At 27.8% G+C, this 17,984-nt stretch carries 12 protein-coding genes; 1 reads left to right on the top strand and 11 read right to left on the bottom strand.

Going from position 1 to position 17,984, the window contains the following annotated elements:
• Positions 1-133: 133 nt before the first annotated feature.
• Genes J2Z24_RS05305 through J2Z24_RS05295 form a run of 3 tightly spaced genes read right to left on the bottom strand, consistent with a single transcriptional unit; the run spans position 134 to position 6,311 of the window.
• Positions 134-1,510 (bottom strand): hypothetical protein, encoded by a 1,377-nt coding sequence (locus J2Z24_RS05305; RefSeq protein ID WP_035149520.1) that lies wholly within the window; start codon positions 1,508-1,510, stop codon positions 134-136.
• A complete protein-coding gene (locus J2Z24_RS05300; protein WP_035149522.1) occupies positions 1,446-4,970 on the bottom strand; it encodes an FMN-binding protein in 3,525 nt (1,174 codons plus the stop codon). Before J2Z24_RS05300 ends, J2Z24_RS05305 begins: the two co-directional genes overlap by 65 nt.
• A 12-nt stretch (positions 4,971-4,982) precedes the next feature.
• The gene (locus J2Z24_RS05295; protein WP_051593349.1) at positions 4,983-6,311 is read right to left on the bottom strand and encodes a cell wall-binding repeat-containing protein; all 1,329 of its coding nucleotides are present in this window, start codon (positions 6,309-6,311) and stop codon (positions 4,983-4,985) included.
• A 310-nt stretch (positions 6,312-6,621) separates the two neighbouring features.
• On the opposite strand from J2Z24_RS05295, the gene J2Z24_RS05290 reads away from it, so the two are divergent.
• On the top strand, positions 6,622-7,503 hold the full coding sequence (locus tag J2Z24_RS05290) for a phosphatase PAP2 family protein (RefSeq protein ID WP_051593350.1): 882 nt from the start codon (positions 6,622-6,624) through the stop codon (positions 7,501-7,503).
• Between the two features lie 175 nt (positions 7,504-7,678).
• Here the strand turns inward: J2Z24_RS05290 and abc-f are convergent, their stop codons facing one another.
• From abc-f to J2Z24_RS05250, 8 genes are all read right to left on the bottom strand, one after another.
• Positions 7,679-9,286 carry a ribosomal protection-like ABC-F family protein gene (gene abc-f / locus J2Z24_RS05285; RefSeq protein WP_035149523.1) on the bottom strand — a complete coding sequence of 536 codons (1,608 nt, stop codon included), beginning with the start codon at positions 9,284-9,286 and terminating at the stop codon, positions 7,679-7,681.
• 445 nt (positions 9,287-9,731) lie between these two features.
• On the bottom strand, positions 9,732-10,826 hold the full coding sequence (locus J2Z24_RS05280; RefSeq protein ID WP_035149525.1) for an RtcB family protein: 1,095 nt from the start codon (positions 10,824-10,826) through the stop codon (positions 9,732-9,734).
• Positions 10,827-11,105: 279 nt separating this feature from the next.
• Entirely contained in the window at positions 11,106-12,791 is a 1,686-nt protein-coding gene (locus J2Z24_RS05275; protein WP_035149527.1) for a PD-(D/E)XK nuclease domain-containing ATP-binding protein, read from the bottom strand.
• 342 nt (positions 12,792-13,133) lie between these two features.
• Complete coding sequence (locus J2Z24_RS05270) at positions 13,134-14,381, bottom strand: S41 family peptidase (RefSeq protein WP_035149529.1); 1,248 nt, start codon at positions 14,379-14,381, stop codon at positions 13,134-13,136.
• 41 nt (positions 14,382-14,422) lie between these two features.
• Positions 14,423-15,154 carry an ABC transporter permease gene (locus J2Z24_RS05265; protein ID WP_035149532.1) on the bottom strand — a complete coding sequence of 244 codons (732 nt, stop codon included), beginning with the start codon at positions 15,152-15,154 and terminating at the stop codon, positions 14,423-14,425.
• Positions 15,147-16,061: an ABC transporter ATP-binding protein gene (locus J2Z24_RS05260; protein WP_035149534.1), complete on the bottom strand. Its 915-nt coding sequence runs from the start codon at positions 16,059-16,061 to the stop codon at positions 15,147-15,149. Before J2Z24_RS05260 ends, J2Z24_RS05265 begins: the two co-directional genes overlap by 8 nt.
• Before the next feature lie 97 nt (positions 16,062-16,158).
• Positions 16,159-17,070: a sensor histidine kinase gene (locus J2Z24_RS05255; RefSeq protein WP_035149536.1), complete on the bottom strand. Its 912-nt coding sequence runs from the start codon at positions 17,068-17,070 to the stop codon at positions 16,159-16,161.
• Entirely contained in the window at positions 17,067-17,774 is a 708-nt protein-coding gene (locus tag J2Z24_RS05250; protein WP_035149537.1) for a response regulator transcription factor, read from the bottom strand. Before J2Z24_RS05250 ends, J2Z24_RS05255 begins: the two co-directional genes overlap by 4 nt.
• Positions 17,775-17,984: the final 210 nt, after the last annotated feature.

The raw sequence follows: 17,984 nt of genomic DNA, 5'->3' as shown, positions 1-17,984 counted from the left end.
TTTTAATATTTTTTCGTTATATTATTAAGTAACTCCCAGAAATTAATAAACCCTGTAAATAGTTATTTATATTCACCATTTACAGGATTTATTATCTATCTGTTATTAAATTATTTGGGGCTAATTAATATATTTATTTACTTACTGTATATCTTATATTATTTATAAAATATTCTCCTTCTAACTCTTCCATAGGTTGTAGGAACTTACCTTCTGCCTCAGTTTGTCCTTCTTTTAAACTTGGTAAATATACTGAGTTTACTATTTCTCCATATTTAGTAACTACTAAAGTTATTCCATCTCCTGTTATATCATTTTTAGTAAAAGGTTCTGTAAATTTAATTTTAATTCCTTCTTTAGTTAAGGATTCTATAGAGAATAAAGGCTTTATTTGAAATGGCCTTGATATATATTCATCCATTTCATTTCCAGCATCATCTAAAACTCCACCTAATAATACCCTCCAGTTACCTTCTGTTAAACTAGTTTCAGGAGTTATATAAAATAGACCGTAATCTCTAAATCTATTTATTCCTGAAGTGTTCTTATCTAGGTCAAAATCAAATGAAATTTCATCCATCTTTATTGATAGAGCCTTCTGAAGTTCATTGGCTTTTGTATCAGCTGGTAAAATATCTGCTATTAAATCATAACTTCCGCCTACCACTATGTCATTACCATCTTCATCTTTTAATATATTTCCCTTTTCGTCCACCTTTTGAAACTGAACTTTAAGTTCTGGAAGGAAATTGTCATATGTTCCAATCTGTGATGGACTTGGGGTTAAAGGGTTGTGATCTTTATATATAACTGGTGGTATAACACCATCATCAGCCATTTCCTTTGTGTATAATTGAATAGGTTCATTGAAAACAACCCCTAAACTTCCAGCCTTTTGAACTCCATTAGATCCTATTTTATCATAGATTAATTTTTGTCCTACTACATAAGGCTTACTGTCATCTTTATATAACTCTATGTCTCTATCTGCTGTTATTTTTCCAGTTCCCTCATTATCCTCAATAATATTTCCCTTTTCATCCTCTAAGCCTTCACCTATAAGTCTTAATCCTTTAACTTTATCATCATAATAATGTATACCTGTTTTTTCTGTGTTTAAAATTAAATCCCAGTCTTGAGTAAGTTCTAATACAAATCTATTTTTGGATTCAACTGCATCATCAGGTCTTATAAAACAAGTTACTTTTTCTCCACCCTTAACATTAGCTAGAGCTTTCTCTTGACTAGCACCATCCATTTTAACTTCTATTTCTCCAAGTTTATCAACTCCATAAGGATCTTTCTTTATTTTATCTGGTACTATAATTTTTAAACTACCTTTATTAGGATTTATATCTTTATTAAAGGTTACCACAAATTGTTCTACAGATTCATTTTTTCCATCTTTATCATGGCTGTAATCTCCGTCTTGATACCAATCTACTCTATAATCTGTTTTTTTTATCATCTGTATTTCCATTATTGTTTTCGTTATTATTTTCTTTACCATTTGGGTTGTTATTTCCACCGTTATTTACATTATCATTCTTATTACCATCTTCGTTGTTATTCACATTACCGTTCTCTTTATTACCATCATTATTGTTTACATCACTATTCTCTTTACCATTTGGGTTATTATTTTCATTACTACTTTCACCATTTCCAGCACTTGGTGCATCCTTTACAGTGTATTCCATAGTATTTATAAGGAATGTTCCTTCAAGATTTTCTAATGGTTTATTAAATTTTCCTTCTGCTTCAATTTGTCCTTCTTTTAAGTTTTCAATCCATGCAAAATTCATTTTTTTATCTTTTGCCACTACAATTATAACCTTGTCTCCATAAATCTTGTCACCTTTAAATGGCTCTGTAAACTTTACTTTAATACCTTCCTTAGTTAATTCTGTTATACTAAAATAAGGAGTTATATTAAATACTTCTGATACATACTCATCCATTTCATTTCCTGCATCATCTGAAAACCCTTTAACCACTAGTCTCCATTTACCTTCTGTTAAGCATTTCTCTGGATTGATTAAATAACTACCAAAATCTCTAAATCTACTTATTCCTTCATTTTTACCATCAAAATCAAATTTAAAATTTATATCATTCATTCTTAAAGCAATTTTATCACCTTTTGATTCTCCTTCTTCACCAGTTTTTAAAACATCGCCCATTAAGCCATACTTTCCTTTTATTCTTATAGGATTTCCGCTTTCATCTTTCATAGCATTATTGTTTTCATCTACTTTTTCATAGTAAACATTAAATACTATTCTTGTATTTCCAACATTTTGGAATCCATTTTCGCCAATTTTGTTATATATTATTTTATTTGTAACTATATAAGGCTTTTCAGTATCTTTTACAAATTCAATATCTCTTGCTGCTGTTATTTGTTTTGAACCTTTACCATCCTTAAGGATATTTCCCTTTTCATCCTCTAATCCTTCTCCAACTAATCTTAAACCCTTAACTCTATCATCATAATAGTTTATACCTGTTTTTTCTGTATTAAATATTCTTGTCCAATCTTCTGTTAATTCAATAACTACTCTATCTATCATTCCTCTATTCTTTATGGCAAAGCAAGTTACTTCTTTTCCACCTTCAATGTTAGCCAAAGCTTTAGAATTATTTGTTCCATCCATTTTAAATTCTATTTCTCCAAGCTTATCTGCTCCATAAGGATCTTTCTTTGTTTTATCCGGTACTATAATCTTAAAAGTACCTTTGTCTGATTTTATAGGTTTATCAAATGTTATTACAAATTGTTCTACGGATTCATCTTTTCCATCCTTATCATGACTATAATCTCCGTCTTGATACCAATCTATGTTAACCTTTTGGCTTTCACCATTATTTGTATTTCCATTATTATTTTCATCTTTTCCACTGTCATTTCCAGTTACCTTTGCTTTTTCCAAGGCATTTCTTACAGCTTCTTTAATACCCATTGAACTATATGTAGCTCCTGATACATTATCAACCTCTGCAGATTGTTTATTTAATATCTTTCCTATTATAGCTTTTGCTTTATTGAAGAAAGATGCTGTATCTTTTGCTTCAACTATATCTACATTATTCATTTTTCCATCTTTAACAGTAACTTTAACCTTTATTGTAGATTTAACCCCCTCTCCTTCACCTTCATATATTCCATCTTTATATATTTTTTCTTGTGGTTTTTCTTCTGGATTTTGTGATTCTGTATTTACTTCACATTTCATAGTATTTATATACACAGTTTTTTCTGTTTCTGGTATTGGCTTTGGAAGTGTTACTTCAGCATCTATTTGTCCTTCTTTGATATTTTCAATCCAAGTAACTGTTAATGGCTTTCCATTACTATCATTGACAACAAGAGGTATTTTATTTCCCCATAAGCTATTTTTACTATATGGTTTAGTAAACTTAATCTTTACCTTATCTTTAGTAAGGCTTACTACTTGGAAATATTTTTCTACATTGAATGTTTCTGATATGTAATCATCCATTTTATTGCCAGCATCATCTGTTACATTTTTAACTACTAGCTGCCAGTTTCCTTCTGGAAGTGGTTTTTCTGGATCTACAAATATTGTTCCGTAATCTCTAAATCTTGTTATACCAGAATTGTTAGGATCAAAATTAAATTTAAAATCTATTTCATTTAGCCTTATTTTTAGTTTGTCACCATTTTCTTCTATAGCATCATCTTGCTCAAATATATCTCCTCTTAGTCCATATTTACCCTTTATTACTACTGCTTTTCCTTCTTTGTCTAGTACCTGTTGTCCCTTTTCATCAACCATTCTATACTCTGCATCAAAGACAGGTACTCCTTTATCTTGAGACTTTAATTGTTTTTGGCTTGGTGTTATTGGATTATACTGTACGTATTTTCCCTTAGAGAAACTTCCCACAACATAAGGCTGACTAACATTTAACTTTTCTAAATCCTGAACATTTTCTTTAGTCAATAATTGTATTGGCTCGTTAAATATTATTCTTGTTTTGCCTGCAGCTTGGTTTCCGTTTTCTCCAATTTTAGTATATATAGGTTTGTGAACTATAACATATGGTTTTTGATCATCCTTTACTAATTTAACATCTCTTTTAGCTATAATCTTATTTTCACCTACTGTACTTCCTACCTTATTTCCGTCTTCGCCTTCAAAATCCTCTGCCTCAAGTCTTAAACCTTTAACTATATCATCATAATAGTTTATACCTGTTTTTTCTGTATTTAATATTCTTGTCCAATCTTCTGTTATTTCAATTACATATCTATCTGTATATCCTTCTTTTATAGATTTACCTTTTCCTTTATCTTTTACTACAAACAATCCTACTGGTGATCCATCTTCCACTTTTTCAAGTGGCTGACTTTTTAATGATTCATCTAAAGAGCATTCTATTGCTCCAAGTCTATCCTTGCCATAAGGATCATTTCCTTTATTATTAGGTACTATTATTCTTAATTTTCCTTTACCTTGTTTAACTGGTTTATTAAATGTTACCACAAACTGCTCTACGGATTCATTTTCTCCATCTTCATCATGATCATAGTCTCCATCCTGATACCAATCCAAAACAAAATCACTTTTAACTGTTGGATCTTGTCCATTAATTTTAATTATATCATTAGGTATAGTATCTAACCCTTTAGCATTTTTTAAATTATTAAAAGTTTCAATATCTTTTCCTGTATACCACTTTCCATTGTATTTATAGTAAACCCCATTATTTTCATCAACAGATTTTGAAGCGTCTATAAAAGTATTTAAATTATACTGTGAACTATTTACTTTATCTAATTCAAATAAATGTCTTCCTATAACTAAAGAGTTATCTTCTATTTTTGGTAATTTAGCAAGGGGAGCTCCAAAGGCAGGACTACATGTTCCAAAAATCATTGCTGTGGATAATGTAAGCGAGCATATTTTCTTTTCTATATTATTTTTACATTTTTTATTATTCATTTGCTATACCTCCTATTTATTCAACCTATTAAATTTAATTTCTTTACCATCTTTTAATATTTTAAACTTTAATTTGTCTACATCATCTCCAAAGAATATAGTAAGCGGTCTTACTATTCCATCTTTATCAGTATCTTCTGCTATTACTTTTCCATCATATAACAATTTATATCCTATAATATTTTTTGAATCTTTATGTCCAGTAACTTTTAAATCATATGTAAATGATCCTGGGAAAGATGGTTGTATGGATATGGTATATTTAACTTCATCTGATTTTGATGAACCAGATCCAGAATTGCTACCACTTTTTTTATCATTAGTTTTATTAATATTTTCTTGATTATTTGATGTTTCTAAACTAGCTAGCTTGTCAACTATATTTTCAGATATAAGTTTTTCTCCACCAAAGACCACTATAGTACTATCCTTAGATAATTTGGATTTTATTAAGCTTTCTGTTTGTCCATAAATGCCTTTATGAATTAATACTATAGGACTATTATCTTTTGCTGCTAATGCTGAAGCTGTTAAAGCATCTGCAAATTCTCTTCCTCTATCACTTTGTCCTAATGCCATATATACATGCTTAAAATTTAGTGTATCTGAAAATCTTTCTATTATTTTCTTATTAGTTTCAAAACCATCTTTTCCATATATTCTTTCTGCATTTGGAAGTATACTTTCTATCTCTTTAGAAACACATGCTTCTCCGCCTATTATGAATGACTTTGTAACTTTATTATCTTTTATGTATTGTTGTATTGGCTTTTTATCTTTTGAAGCTAATATTATTGGCATGTTTCTATTAGCTGCTATAGGGCTTATTGATAGCGCATCTGTAGGGGAGATTCCTGATGTTAATACTATTTGTCCATTGCCTCCAACATTCTTAGCAACAATTCTAGAAGTTTCCTGTCTGTCTTTTCCGCCAAGTCTATTTATTTCTTTTATATTTCCTATACTTTTCACTTCTTTTTCAATGGATTTACTAATTACTCCTTCTCCACCTACGATAAATATCTTTTCTGCATTTAACCTTTTCAATTCATCCTTTGTTTCTTTACCTACTTTTTCTTCATCAATTAACAAAATAGGTGCATTATACTTCTTAGCTAAAGGTACTGCACAAATAGCATCTACAAAATTATCTCCTCTACAAATTACAGCATAAGTTGATTTGTCCCATCCTTCTTTACTTATCTTTATAGAAGTTTCATATCTATTACTTCCATAAATTCTTTTAGTATTTACCTTACTGTTAGACGCTGCAAAAACTTGGGTTGTACTAGAAATAATTGCTCCTAAAACTGTTAAGGTCATTATTTTCTTTAAGTTCACTTTATCTTCCTCCTTCTTGTTTTTATTAATATGAACATCAAGTAATTATAAATTCAAGTAAATTTAATTTGATAACGATTATCATTTTCATTTAATAAAATATCACATATTTCTTTACTAGTCAATATATGTTTTTTATGTATATTAATAAATTACCACCCAATTTATATATGATATTTGTATAGTTTTCAATAAGCCAACCACTTTTAGTCCATATTTTAAAAAAGTTATTAACTCTTAAACTCTATAAAACATATTATAGTTTATAGCTAACAATCACTTGATGTTTATAGTCTAAGGAGGATTTTTTATGGATAATTCAGATATTTCTAAGGATAATTATAATTTAAATACTTGTGAAAAAAATTGTAACTTTATAAAAAATAAATGGAATGAGATTCCCTATCCTAATAGTAACTGTAATATTCACAATATCTGTGGTAGTTTCACTCCAATGGGGGAAACGCCTGCTGGTGGAAGTTGGCCTTTAACTTTTTTCAAAATAGAAAATAATAATTTTACAGATTTAGAAGGAAATATAATAGCTTTTAATATAAAAACTCCAGATGTATTTGATGATTTTTGTGGAAAAGAATTAGATACTGTACTTGATGTAGGTGAAAACTTAACAAATGATGAAAAAAAGATTGCACGATATTGGGGATATGGAATAGTTCAAAATCAAATTATTCCAATATTGCAGTGTCTTTTAAACACCTATTCTGTACCAGTAATTTTAGCAACTAGAATTTATAAATTGTTTTCTGAAGCTTTAAATGATGCCATGATCATTTGTTGGCATTTTAAATATTTATATCAAATTCCTAGACCTTTCCAATATGCATCATGTTTTACTCCTTATTTAAAAACACCATATCATCCTAGTTATCCAGCTGGACATTCCGTTAGTGCTGGTTGTATGGAGGCAATATTATCTTATTTCTTTCCATGCGAGGCGCAAAAGCTTAATTTATTAGCAGAAGAATCTTCTATTTCTAGGGTTTATGCAGGTGTTCATTATCCAATAGATGGCACAGAAGGTTTAAAACTTGGAAGAGATATAGCTTATAAAGCTCTAGAGCAAATCAAAAACTCAAAAGATATTTATGGTGCTGTTATAGATTCTAAATATACTGATTATAAAAATGCGCCAATATATCCAGTAAAATATACTCAAAAATGTATATGCTAATTTATAATAATAAAAACTAATACAAAAATCCCCTTGCACTTAATTTATTTTAAATACAGGGGGATTTTAATTTCTATGAAATGTTTATTTAGTTATTACTCTTAGCTTTCAAAAATTTTTTCTTCTTCACAAACTATTTTTAATGATTCTAAACATAGTCCTTTTAAAATTCTACCTACATATTTTTTAATTCCATTAACATCTTTAAAATTTCATTATATTCCCTATCTAATTTTTCTACATCATCATTTTTACACGGCATAGAAAGCCTTCCTAGTACTTCAGATAGTCGATTTTGGAGAATCATTTTTTTCATTTTCAATTCATTTTTGTCTATGTTTTTTTTCTTATTTAAGGTTTCAAGAAATTCATCATAATTGCCATCATACATTGAAATTTTATAATTTTCTATAACCATTGTCTTATTTGCCACATTATTTATAAATCTTCTATCATGAGAAATAAATAAAACTGTTCCATTATATTCAGAAAGCATTTTTTCTAAAGCTTCAACAGAATAAATGTCAAGATAGTTTGTAGGCTCATCTAATATTAATATATTTACATCACTTAAAATAATTTTTGCAAATGCTACTTTAACTTTTTCTCCACCACTTAAAACGCATACCTTTTTATAAACATCATCTCTTTTAAAAAGCAATCTACTTAACATAATTCTTGCAAAACTTTCATCATAAATACTGCTATCCATAACATTTTCAAGTATAGTTTTAGTTTGGTCTAGTATATCAAGAGTTTGACTAAAATAACCTATTCTTAATACATTTGAAGTTACTATCCCTTCTTCACCATTTAAAATCATTTTTATAAGGGTAGTTTTTCCACATCCATTAGGTCCAATTAAGGCTACTTTACTGCCATTATATATTTGAAAAAATCCATTTTTAAATATACATTTTTTATTGAAAACTTTGTTTATATTTTTACCTTCTATTAAAATTTTACTGTAAACTCCCTCAGAAGCTTTAATGTCTAATTTGGTCTTTTCTAAATCTTTTGGTTTTTCTTTTACTCCTAGTCTGTTTAATCTTGATTCTAGAGCTTTGGCTGCTCTATCTAAATTTTTCTTTGCTTTCTGATTTCCCATTTTATGAAGTCTAGCTTCAGAGTTGCCCATTCTTTTAGGTGCTTTTCTAATAGAATTAGATTTTCCCTTAGTTTTATCTATGCATATTTCAAGCTTCTTTTTTTCTCTAATATACTCATCATATTCACCTTGTAAAGTTGCTTTTTCTAACTGCTTTTGTTTAATATATTGACTATAGTTCCCATTATATAATTTTATTTTCCCATTGTTTAATTCAAGAATTTTATTACAAACATTGTCTAATAGCTGCCTGTCATGGGACACAATAAAAATAGCACCTTTATAATTCTTCAATTTCTTTTCAAGCATTTGAATTCCAGCTATATCAAGGTTAGATGTAGGTTCATCAGCTAAAAGTATACTGCTGTTTTTATTAAATGCACTTTGAATTTTAAGCTTTGTTTTTTCACCGCCGCTTAAGGTATTTTTTTCATTTTCTGAAATATTTTCAGGCTCATCTATTTGAGTTATATATGAATATCTTCCATACATTTTTATCCACCCCTCATCACAAGAGCTTTTACTGCAAAGCATATTCAATAATGTACTTTTACCAGCACCATTTATTCCTACTATACCTATCTTATCTTGGCTATAAACCAATAAATTATCAATTTCTAAAATTAATCTATCTCCATAATATTTTTTTACTTTATCTATTTCTAACAACAACATAAAAAATCCCCTCCATTTTACGTGGAGAGGCTAATAAGCTTGTATAACCATGTTCATAAAATATAATACACCTATATTTATATGGAAAATTCATTACAAAGTAAGCATAAGTTTTCATACCTTATACAAAAATGTAGTGTTTTATTATATATGAACATAAAAAATAAGGGTATACACTATCATTAATCCTCTCCAGAACTATTAAAAAGCATAACAAAAAAACCTTAGTAATTTGTATATTTTGGGTTGTTTTGTTACAAAATTCGTTCTAAAAAAGGATTACATTCTCATTATTCTAGTACCTTACCCTTTCATATTTAATATTTGATATTTAATAATAACATGGAAATTATACCATTACATTTAACCTTAGTCAATAAAGTAATTTATCCTTATATTCATTACAAATTAATGTTTTCCTATCTATTATTTATTCTTTGATTTTTTATTCCGCCGCCTTAAAATTATATATTGGCGTTATTTTTTCAACTATTTCTACAGTGTCTTTAATGTTACCTATTATTTCTTCCATTGGTTTATAAGCAAGAGGACATTCATCAAGGGTTTCTTTCTTCACTGATGTTGTAAAAATCCCCTGCATAGTCTTTTTATATTGATTAAATGTAAATGAATTTTTAGCTTCAGACCTACTCATAATTCTACCTGCACCATGAGGAGCTGAGAAATTCCAATCCTCATTTCCCTTTCCCATACAAATAAGACTGCCATCTCGCATATTTATAGGAATTAAAAGCTTCTCTCCTGCCTTAGCTGAAACTGCACCTTTTCTTAAAATCATATTTTCTGTATCAATGTAATTGTGGATGGTTGTAAATTCCTCCTCCACTTTAAACTTCATTCCCTTAATTATTTCATGAAGCATGGCCTTACGATTAAGCTGAGCAAAATGTTGAACAATTTTCATATCATGAATATAGTCTTTAAAAAGCGTATTAGATACATAAGCTAAATTTTTATTATTACTATTAACTGATTTACAGGCTTCTTTTTGATAAAGATTAGCAACTTCATGTCCTAAATTACGACTGCCTGAATGAATAACAATATATATTTTTCCTTCACTGTCTTTATTAGCTTCAATAAAATGATTTCCTCCACCTAAAGTTCCAATACTTTTTCTAGCCCTAGCAATATTTATTTTATCCTTGCACTTAAGTTCATTTAAATCAATATCATCAATAAATTTATGTTCCTTATCTCTTATTTTAAAACCATGTGGAATTTTTTCATAAATTAGCTTATCAAGCTTTTGAAGTTCAATATGATTATTTTCAAGCTTTATAACCTCCATTCCACAACCTATATCAACCCCTACAAGATTGGGAACAACCTTATCAAAAATTGTCATAGTTGTCCCTATAGTGCACCCAACTCCACAATGTACATCTGGCATTATTCTAATTTTGCTTCCTTTTGTAAATTGTTCATTGCATAAGATTTCAATCTGTTTAATTGCATCATCTTGAATATTATCTGTATAAACAATGGCCTTGTTATATTTACCGTTTATCTCAATCATTATTACACCTCTATATCATACTTTCTATAGTCCACATCATTCTTATTTTAACTTTTCATACTACTATATTCATTATAAATATAGGAAATACTCTTATCAACTCTTTAAAAATTCGGGGACGGTTATCAACTTTTCTCTAAAAGCCTTGTCTAAAAGCTTAAAAATTGTTAACCGTCCCTCCTCTACTCCTCTCTTATTACCCTTACCCTACTACTTCTATACAAAAAATAACCCTATACCTAATTGTTTTAAGTACATGGTTATTTTAGATTTCCATATTTAAAAAACATATACCTCATTTTTTCCAACAACTATAATAAGAGCAGTTTTTATTCTATTTTTATTTACATTTTGAGAAACTATCTTGCTGGTTTTATATCTTTCTATTTGTTTTAATCCCTGCTCTTTTACCTTTTCTAAAGAACTTTTTTCTCCTTCTTTTATATATTTCAATTCTATAAGCCATTCATATTTTGTACACTGCTTAAACTGAATTTTAGTTCTTAGATATATATCTGCATATCCATTATTATTTTCATATTCACTCTGTATTATATAGGTATCATCTATTGCAAAAAGAGTAAGTAAAATCATCTTTATATACTTTTCATCGAATTTCATTAAATCTCTATTAGATAACTCTCTTAAAATGGTTTTAAGTTCTACAATTAGACTTGCAATATTTCCATTTCTCATTTCAGATATACTATAAAAAATTTTACTATTATCAATACTTACGTTTTTATTTATAATTTCATAAAATTCTTCCCAATATATGTTCTTTATAACATAGTTAGGAATACCCAATGTAATATAACTTGCCTCTACTGATTTTATTGTAAGCATTCCAAGATAAAATAACAGAGATTTAAAATTTTCCTTATTATCATACATAGTGCTTAAATTAAATTTCTCTACTAATCTAGTCTTTACCTCGCCTTTGCTCATTATATCATCTATTATAGTTTCATCTTTAAAATTCATAGCTATTCTATTTATTCTACCATAATCCGTTCTTACATTATTATCTATCATTTCTTTTGGATATTCATTGTAAGCTAAATACTCATCGAGAAAATACATAGTCATATCTGGGTTAAAAACAGTTTCTGACTTTTCATTAAATCTATAACCATTATAGTAATCCCTCATATCTTTAAATAGAGTATTTTTATTTTTTTCATCATTTATTCCTAGCTCCTTCATAATGTTTAATAGTTCTTCTTCAGTAAATCCAAGCATTGAATTAACTCTTCTGTCTAATGTATAGTTTCTTGTTATATTAAATCCGCTGGTTAAATCATCTAGCATTATTGGACTTACACCTGTCATAAATATTCTTTCAAAATTATCTGCTGTGGCATCCTTTAATGCTTTATAAAAAGACTTTACAAATCCCTCACCATGCAATATACCATGATAAGTATTTTGATTTCCACCTGTAATTAATTCATTAGCGAAATTATCGTATTCATCTATTAGAACAAATACTTTTAAATTATTTGTTTTCGTAATCATTTTTATATATTCTACTATTATTTCTGCTGAATTTATTTCTTCCGGTATATTAATTTCTTTTAATAAATTACAATATCTATTTACAAAATCTTGTGCTGACAATCTTACTTTTTGATTAAAACTCTTTCTCAGCTTCTCTTCTCCATGCCCTGAATCTACTCCAGCAAAACTGATTTTCCAAACCACATATTTATTTCTTTCTTCCGTAGGATTCTTTCCTATATAAAGTTCACCAAACAATTTTGCAAACTTATCTTTACTATTTATATCATAATAGCTTTCCATCATAGACAAAAATAAGCTTTTACCAAATCTTCTTGGTCTTATAAAAAATTGATAAGGAGCATATATATCTAATATTTCTATATATGATGTTTTATCCACATAAATATAATTTTTTTCTCTTAGAACTTCAAAGTTAGAAATTCCATAAGGGATTCTTTTCACTAGAGTTCACCTCTCCTGGTTCCTATTTGATATAAAAATTAAAATTTTATTATTTCATTTAAATTAACATTATATAATAATTATACCCTATTTATAATTTATTAAAAAGCTAGAAAGCTAGGGACGGTTATCAACATTTCTCTAAAAGCCTTGTCTAAAAGCTTAAAAATTGTTAACCGTCCCTAATTCCTTAATTTCCTAACTTTATTTTTGCAATACTTTATATAATCAGCAATAGCTGATCATATTTTTCTGGTGATGACGAATTCTTTGAAATCTTCAATTTGATAATTCATCATTTTATCTTCCTTTCTTATTTAAGATTTAAAATTTAACTTTTAATTATTTTCCTATTATGCTTTGAAGTACTGAGTCCTCTTTATCTATAAAATCTAGAATTGAAGGTTCTATTATTTTATCTGGCATAAAAGATGGAGTATCCTCTTTTGAAGTTGTAAAATATTTTGTAGAGTAACTAACTTTCATCTTTGTATTTGGTAGTTGAAAATTCTTCACTTCACCATAATGATTTGGCTTACCTCCTGTAGGTTCCCCAACAAAAGTTGCCTTAGTCTCGTTTCTAAAATCTATTGAATTCAATACAGCTGATGAAAATGTTCTTCTTCCAACAATAACAAATAATTTATCTTTATCATTTATATTAAGCTTTTTAACTTCTTCTATAAATGGGGTTAGTATTGATGAATTTCCTCCACCATTATCTCTCATATCTACAATTAACTTGTCTACATTATTTTTATCCAATACTTCTAATAATTCTTTTGAGAACTGTTTAAATGGTTTTTCTTTCATCTCCATACATGCGTTATATTTAAAATATAGTGTGTTTTTATCCTTTAAATATTCAAACCAATAGTTTTTATTTCTATTTTTCATATATAATGGAATATTTTTGTCATTATAATTATTTATAAATAACTTCTTACTTTCCTCATCAAATTCCATTTCTTTTATATCCACATTAATGATTTTGTTCTCTGAGTTCTGAAATGTAAATGTAGCTTTTTCTCTATTATTTATAATTTTTAATCCATGAAGTATATCTGGCATAGTTACAAATCTAGGAATCATACTTTTAGGCTGTGCATCATTTTCATGTGATATAACTTTGGCAACTTCTTCTGCCACTTTTTCTATATTTTTTCCGTTAATTTTAACTAATTTGCAATTCATTATATGTTTATACTCTGGTATAGTACTTGTCACATATATTCCTTCTTTAAACCAATACAAACTTATTGGATACAGTTTATTGTAATGTAAATAAGCTGAGGTATGTCCATCCTTCACAGAAGCAACTATTTTATATATACCTATTTTTACTTCATCATCATTCATTTTTGGTACTGCTTCTTTAAGTTCTTCTATTTCTTTATTAAACTTTTCCTTAGTTAAACTAAAGAATAAATTTTTATGCTTTTTGGGTAGCTGTTTCGATAAATAGTCTATATCCTTTGTCCATTTCTCTTCTCTATTTCCTGGAGCCGCTGCATATTTACTTTTACACCCTGTAATTACAATACCTATAATAAATAATATAGTTATAAGTAAAATATGTCTTTTTTTCATTTTATCATCTCCTCAAATTTATGCTACCATATTTATCCTTTCTAGTAAATATCACTTCTTTCATAATAAATTATACAAATAGTAAAAGTTATTATAAAAAACACTACAGCAATAACTATAGATTGATTATTTATAACTATCCTCATATTATTCTTCGCAGCTGACATTACGGGCATAGCTGGATAATACAAAGGAAAATATATATTACCCTCATTAAACTCTGCTATAGATATAGTCACTATAGTTCCTATAACACTATAAGCCATTGGCACTATTAAATTTCTACTTATACTACCCATAAGTATTCCTAATGGTGCTATTGTAAATTGAAATAACATTGAATAACAATATATTTTTATATTTAATATTAAGAAATCTTTTGCTAAAGGTTCATGATCTATAATACTTCCTGTAATAAGTATTGCTACGAATTGAAATATATACACAAAAGCTATACAAGCAAATACAGTTATTAACTTGCATATAAAAACTTTAGTCTTACTTAATGGATATGCATATGTAGTATATGCAACTCTTTCTGTAAACTCCCTAGTGTAAATATAAGAAGCTACTAAAGTAAATAGTAATAAGCCCACAACTAAAAATGTCATAGCCTCTATATTTCCCATATAGCTGTCCCACTCTACAATATCTCGTCTAAATATTTGTCCCCAAAGCATAAGTAAGGGTTCAGCTAATGCTCCTATTATTAGCACTAAAAAAATAGGTGATCTTTTTATTTTTAGAAATTCACAATAAATAGCATTATACATAACTTTCCCCTCCTGTTAATCTTATAAAATAGTCCTCTAAATTATCCACTGTTACATATATCTCCTCCACTCTTACATCATTTGATACTAACGTTTTGTTTATATTTCCCCCTTCATTTAACTTCTCATATACTCTTATTATCCCATCTTCCCATATTACATAATCATTTATCTCTAGATTTTTTTCAAGTAAAAATGAAGCTTTTTTATCGTTGTCCACCTTCAATTGTATATAATGCCTATTTCTCTTCTGTAACTCATCGTAGCTTATTTCTTCAAGAAGTCTTCCTTTATGTATTATTCCTATTTTGGTAGCTAAAAGCTGTACTTCGCTTAAAATATGGCTGGAAATAAGAACTGTTATTTCATACTTTTTATTTAAATTAAGTATAAGATCCCTTATTTCCTTTATACCAATAGGATCTAATCCATTAGTTGGTTCATCTAATATTAAAAATTCTGGATGATGTAACAGTGCTCTTGCAATTCCCAGTCTCTGTTTCATTCCTAAAGAGAAATTCTTAACCTTTTTTCTCTCTATATTTTTAAGTCCTACCATTTCTAAAGCATTATGTATACTATCCTTTCCTGGAAACCCTATCATTCTTCTATGTATCTCTAAATTTTCTTCTCCAGTAAGATTTAAATAAAAACCTGGATAATCTATTAAAGATCCTATTCTTCCATAACATTTGTTATCTAAAATTTTATTCCCAAATAGTTCTATTTCCCCACTGCTAACCTTTAAAAGTCCCATAATCATTTTTATAGTAGTAGTTTTTCCTGCTCCATTTTTTCCAAGAAATCCATAAATATCTCCCTTGCCTACATTTATATTTAAATTATCCACTGCATTTACATTTTTATAAGTTTTAGTTAAATTATAAGTTCTAAGTACCTGCTCCATAAAATCACCTCTCCCAAAATTTTCAAAAGAAAAAGAACTATGCTGTAAGTATAGAACATAGTCCTTACATAACCTTTACACATTTCTTACATATTTCTTAAATGCTAGGCAAAGTAAATATAAATTCAGTTTTTTTATAAGAAGTACTTTTTGCAGTTATAGTTCCGTTTTGCATTTCTACAAGCTTTTTAACTATAGTAAGTCCTAATCCGCTTCCTTGAAGAGTTTTATTTCTGGATTTTTCTAATGTATGTAATCTCTCAAATATTGACGATAAATTTTCCTTTGGTATTCCTTTACCTTTATCCCATACAATTATTTGTACATTTTCTTCATTACACTTTAGATTAACTCCTATGCTTTTCCCTTCATATCCATATTTAATAGCATTAGATATAAGGTTATTAAGGATTCTTTCTACTGCTTTCTTATCTCCCATAGCGTATATATCCTCATCAGGTAAATCTATTACCGGCTCTATTTCCTTTTTATTGAAGTCATTATAAAATAAAATTATATTTTGCCTTATAATTTCTGATAAATTAATTTCTTTAATATCCAATTTAATATCATTTGAGTCCAACTTGGATAACTGAAAAAATTCATTCATTAAACTTCTTAAATTTTCTCCTTTGTTTTGGATTATATCTATATACTCTTCTCTTTCTTCTTCACTTAAGTTTTTATTATCCTTCATGAACTCTATATATCCCAATAAAGATGTAAGTGGCGTTCTTAAATCATGGGATATATTTGATATCATCTTTTTTCTTTCCTCTTCATATTCTTTATTTAATTTCATTACATTTTGAAACTTATCTACTAAGTAATTTAAATTTTCTATTAAACTATTTAAATATTTGTTATTATTTTGAATTCTTATTCTTTCATTATAATTTCCTTGTCCAATATTTTTTATTACCTGAGAAATAATATATATATTTCTATTTAAATTTATAATAATCAGAACTAAAATTATTATTATACCTATTAATATGTTCTCACTCATTCTATATCTCCTAATTTATATCCAATCCCCCATACAGTTAGTATATACTCGGGTTTATTAGGGTTATTTTCTATTTTATTTCTAAGCCTTCTTATATGAACCATTACAGTATTGTCATCCCCCATATATTCTTCATTCCATACATTTTCAAATATCTGCATCTTTGTAAATACCCTATTAGGATTTGTAAAAAACAATTTTAGTAATTCAAACTCTTTTGCTGTTAAAATTATCTTTTCTTCTTTTTTGTAAGCACAATAATTGTCTAAATCTAAAGTTATATTTCCTTTTTTAATGATACTTACTATTTTCTCATTCTTATGAAAACTAATATATCTTCTAAGCTGTGATTTTACCCTAGCTACTAACTCTCCTACAAAAAAAGGCTTTACTATATAATCATCAGCCCCCAACCCAAGTCCTATTATTCTGTCAGACTCTTCCACCTTAGCAGACAATATAATAATTGGTATTACGCTTTCTTCTCTTATCTTTTTCATAATTTCCATGCCATCCACATAAGGAAGCATTATATCTAAAATTATAATACTAAAATCTATGGATTTATATTTTGCAAATCCATCCATTCCATCAAAAGCTTGTACTATATTAAATCCATCTTTAGTTAATGCTGTTTTTATTAAATTATTTATCTCTTTGTCATCTTCTACTATTAATATGTTTATATTATTTAACTCTTCCATATATAATCACGTCCTCATTTATATTATATGTATATAAAGAAAGTTATCAATAATTTTGCAATTCATTTCTTTAGAGATAGTTATAATCTAAGTATACGTAGGGACGGTTATCAACTTTTTATTAAATTGATTGTCTAAAAGCACAAAACTTATTAACTGTCTCTAATAATATATAAATAAAATTGCGTTACAATTTTATTCTCAAATCTT

It is taken from the genome of Clostridium tetanomorphum, from assembly GCF_017873215.1.
Classification (GTDB): domain Bacteria; phylum Bacillota; class Clostridia; order Clostridiales; family Clostridiaceae; genus Clostridium_AO; species Clostridium_AO tetanomorphum.
The sequence above is the reverse complement of the archived record's forward strand: the minus strand, read 5'-3'. Positions and strand labels throughout refer to the sequence as shown.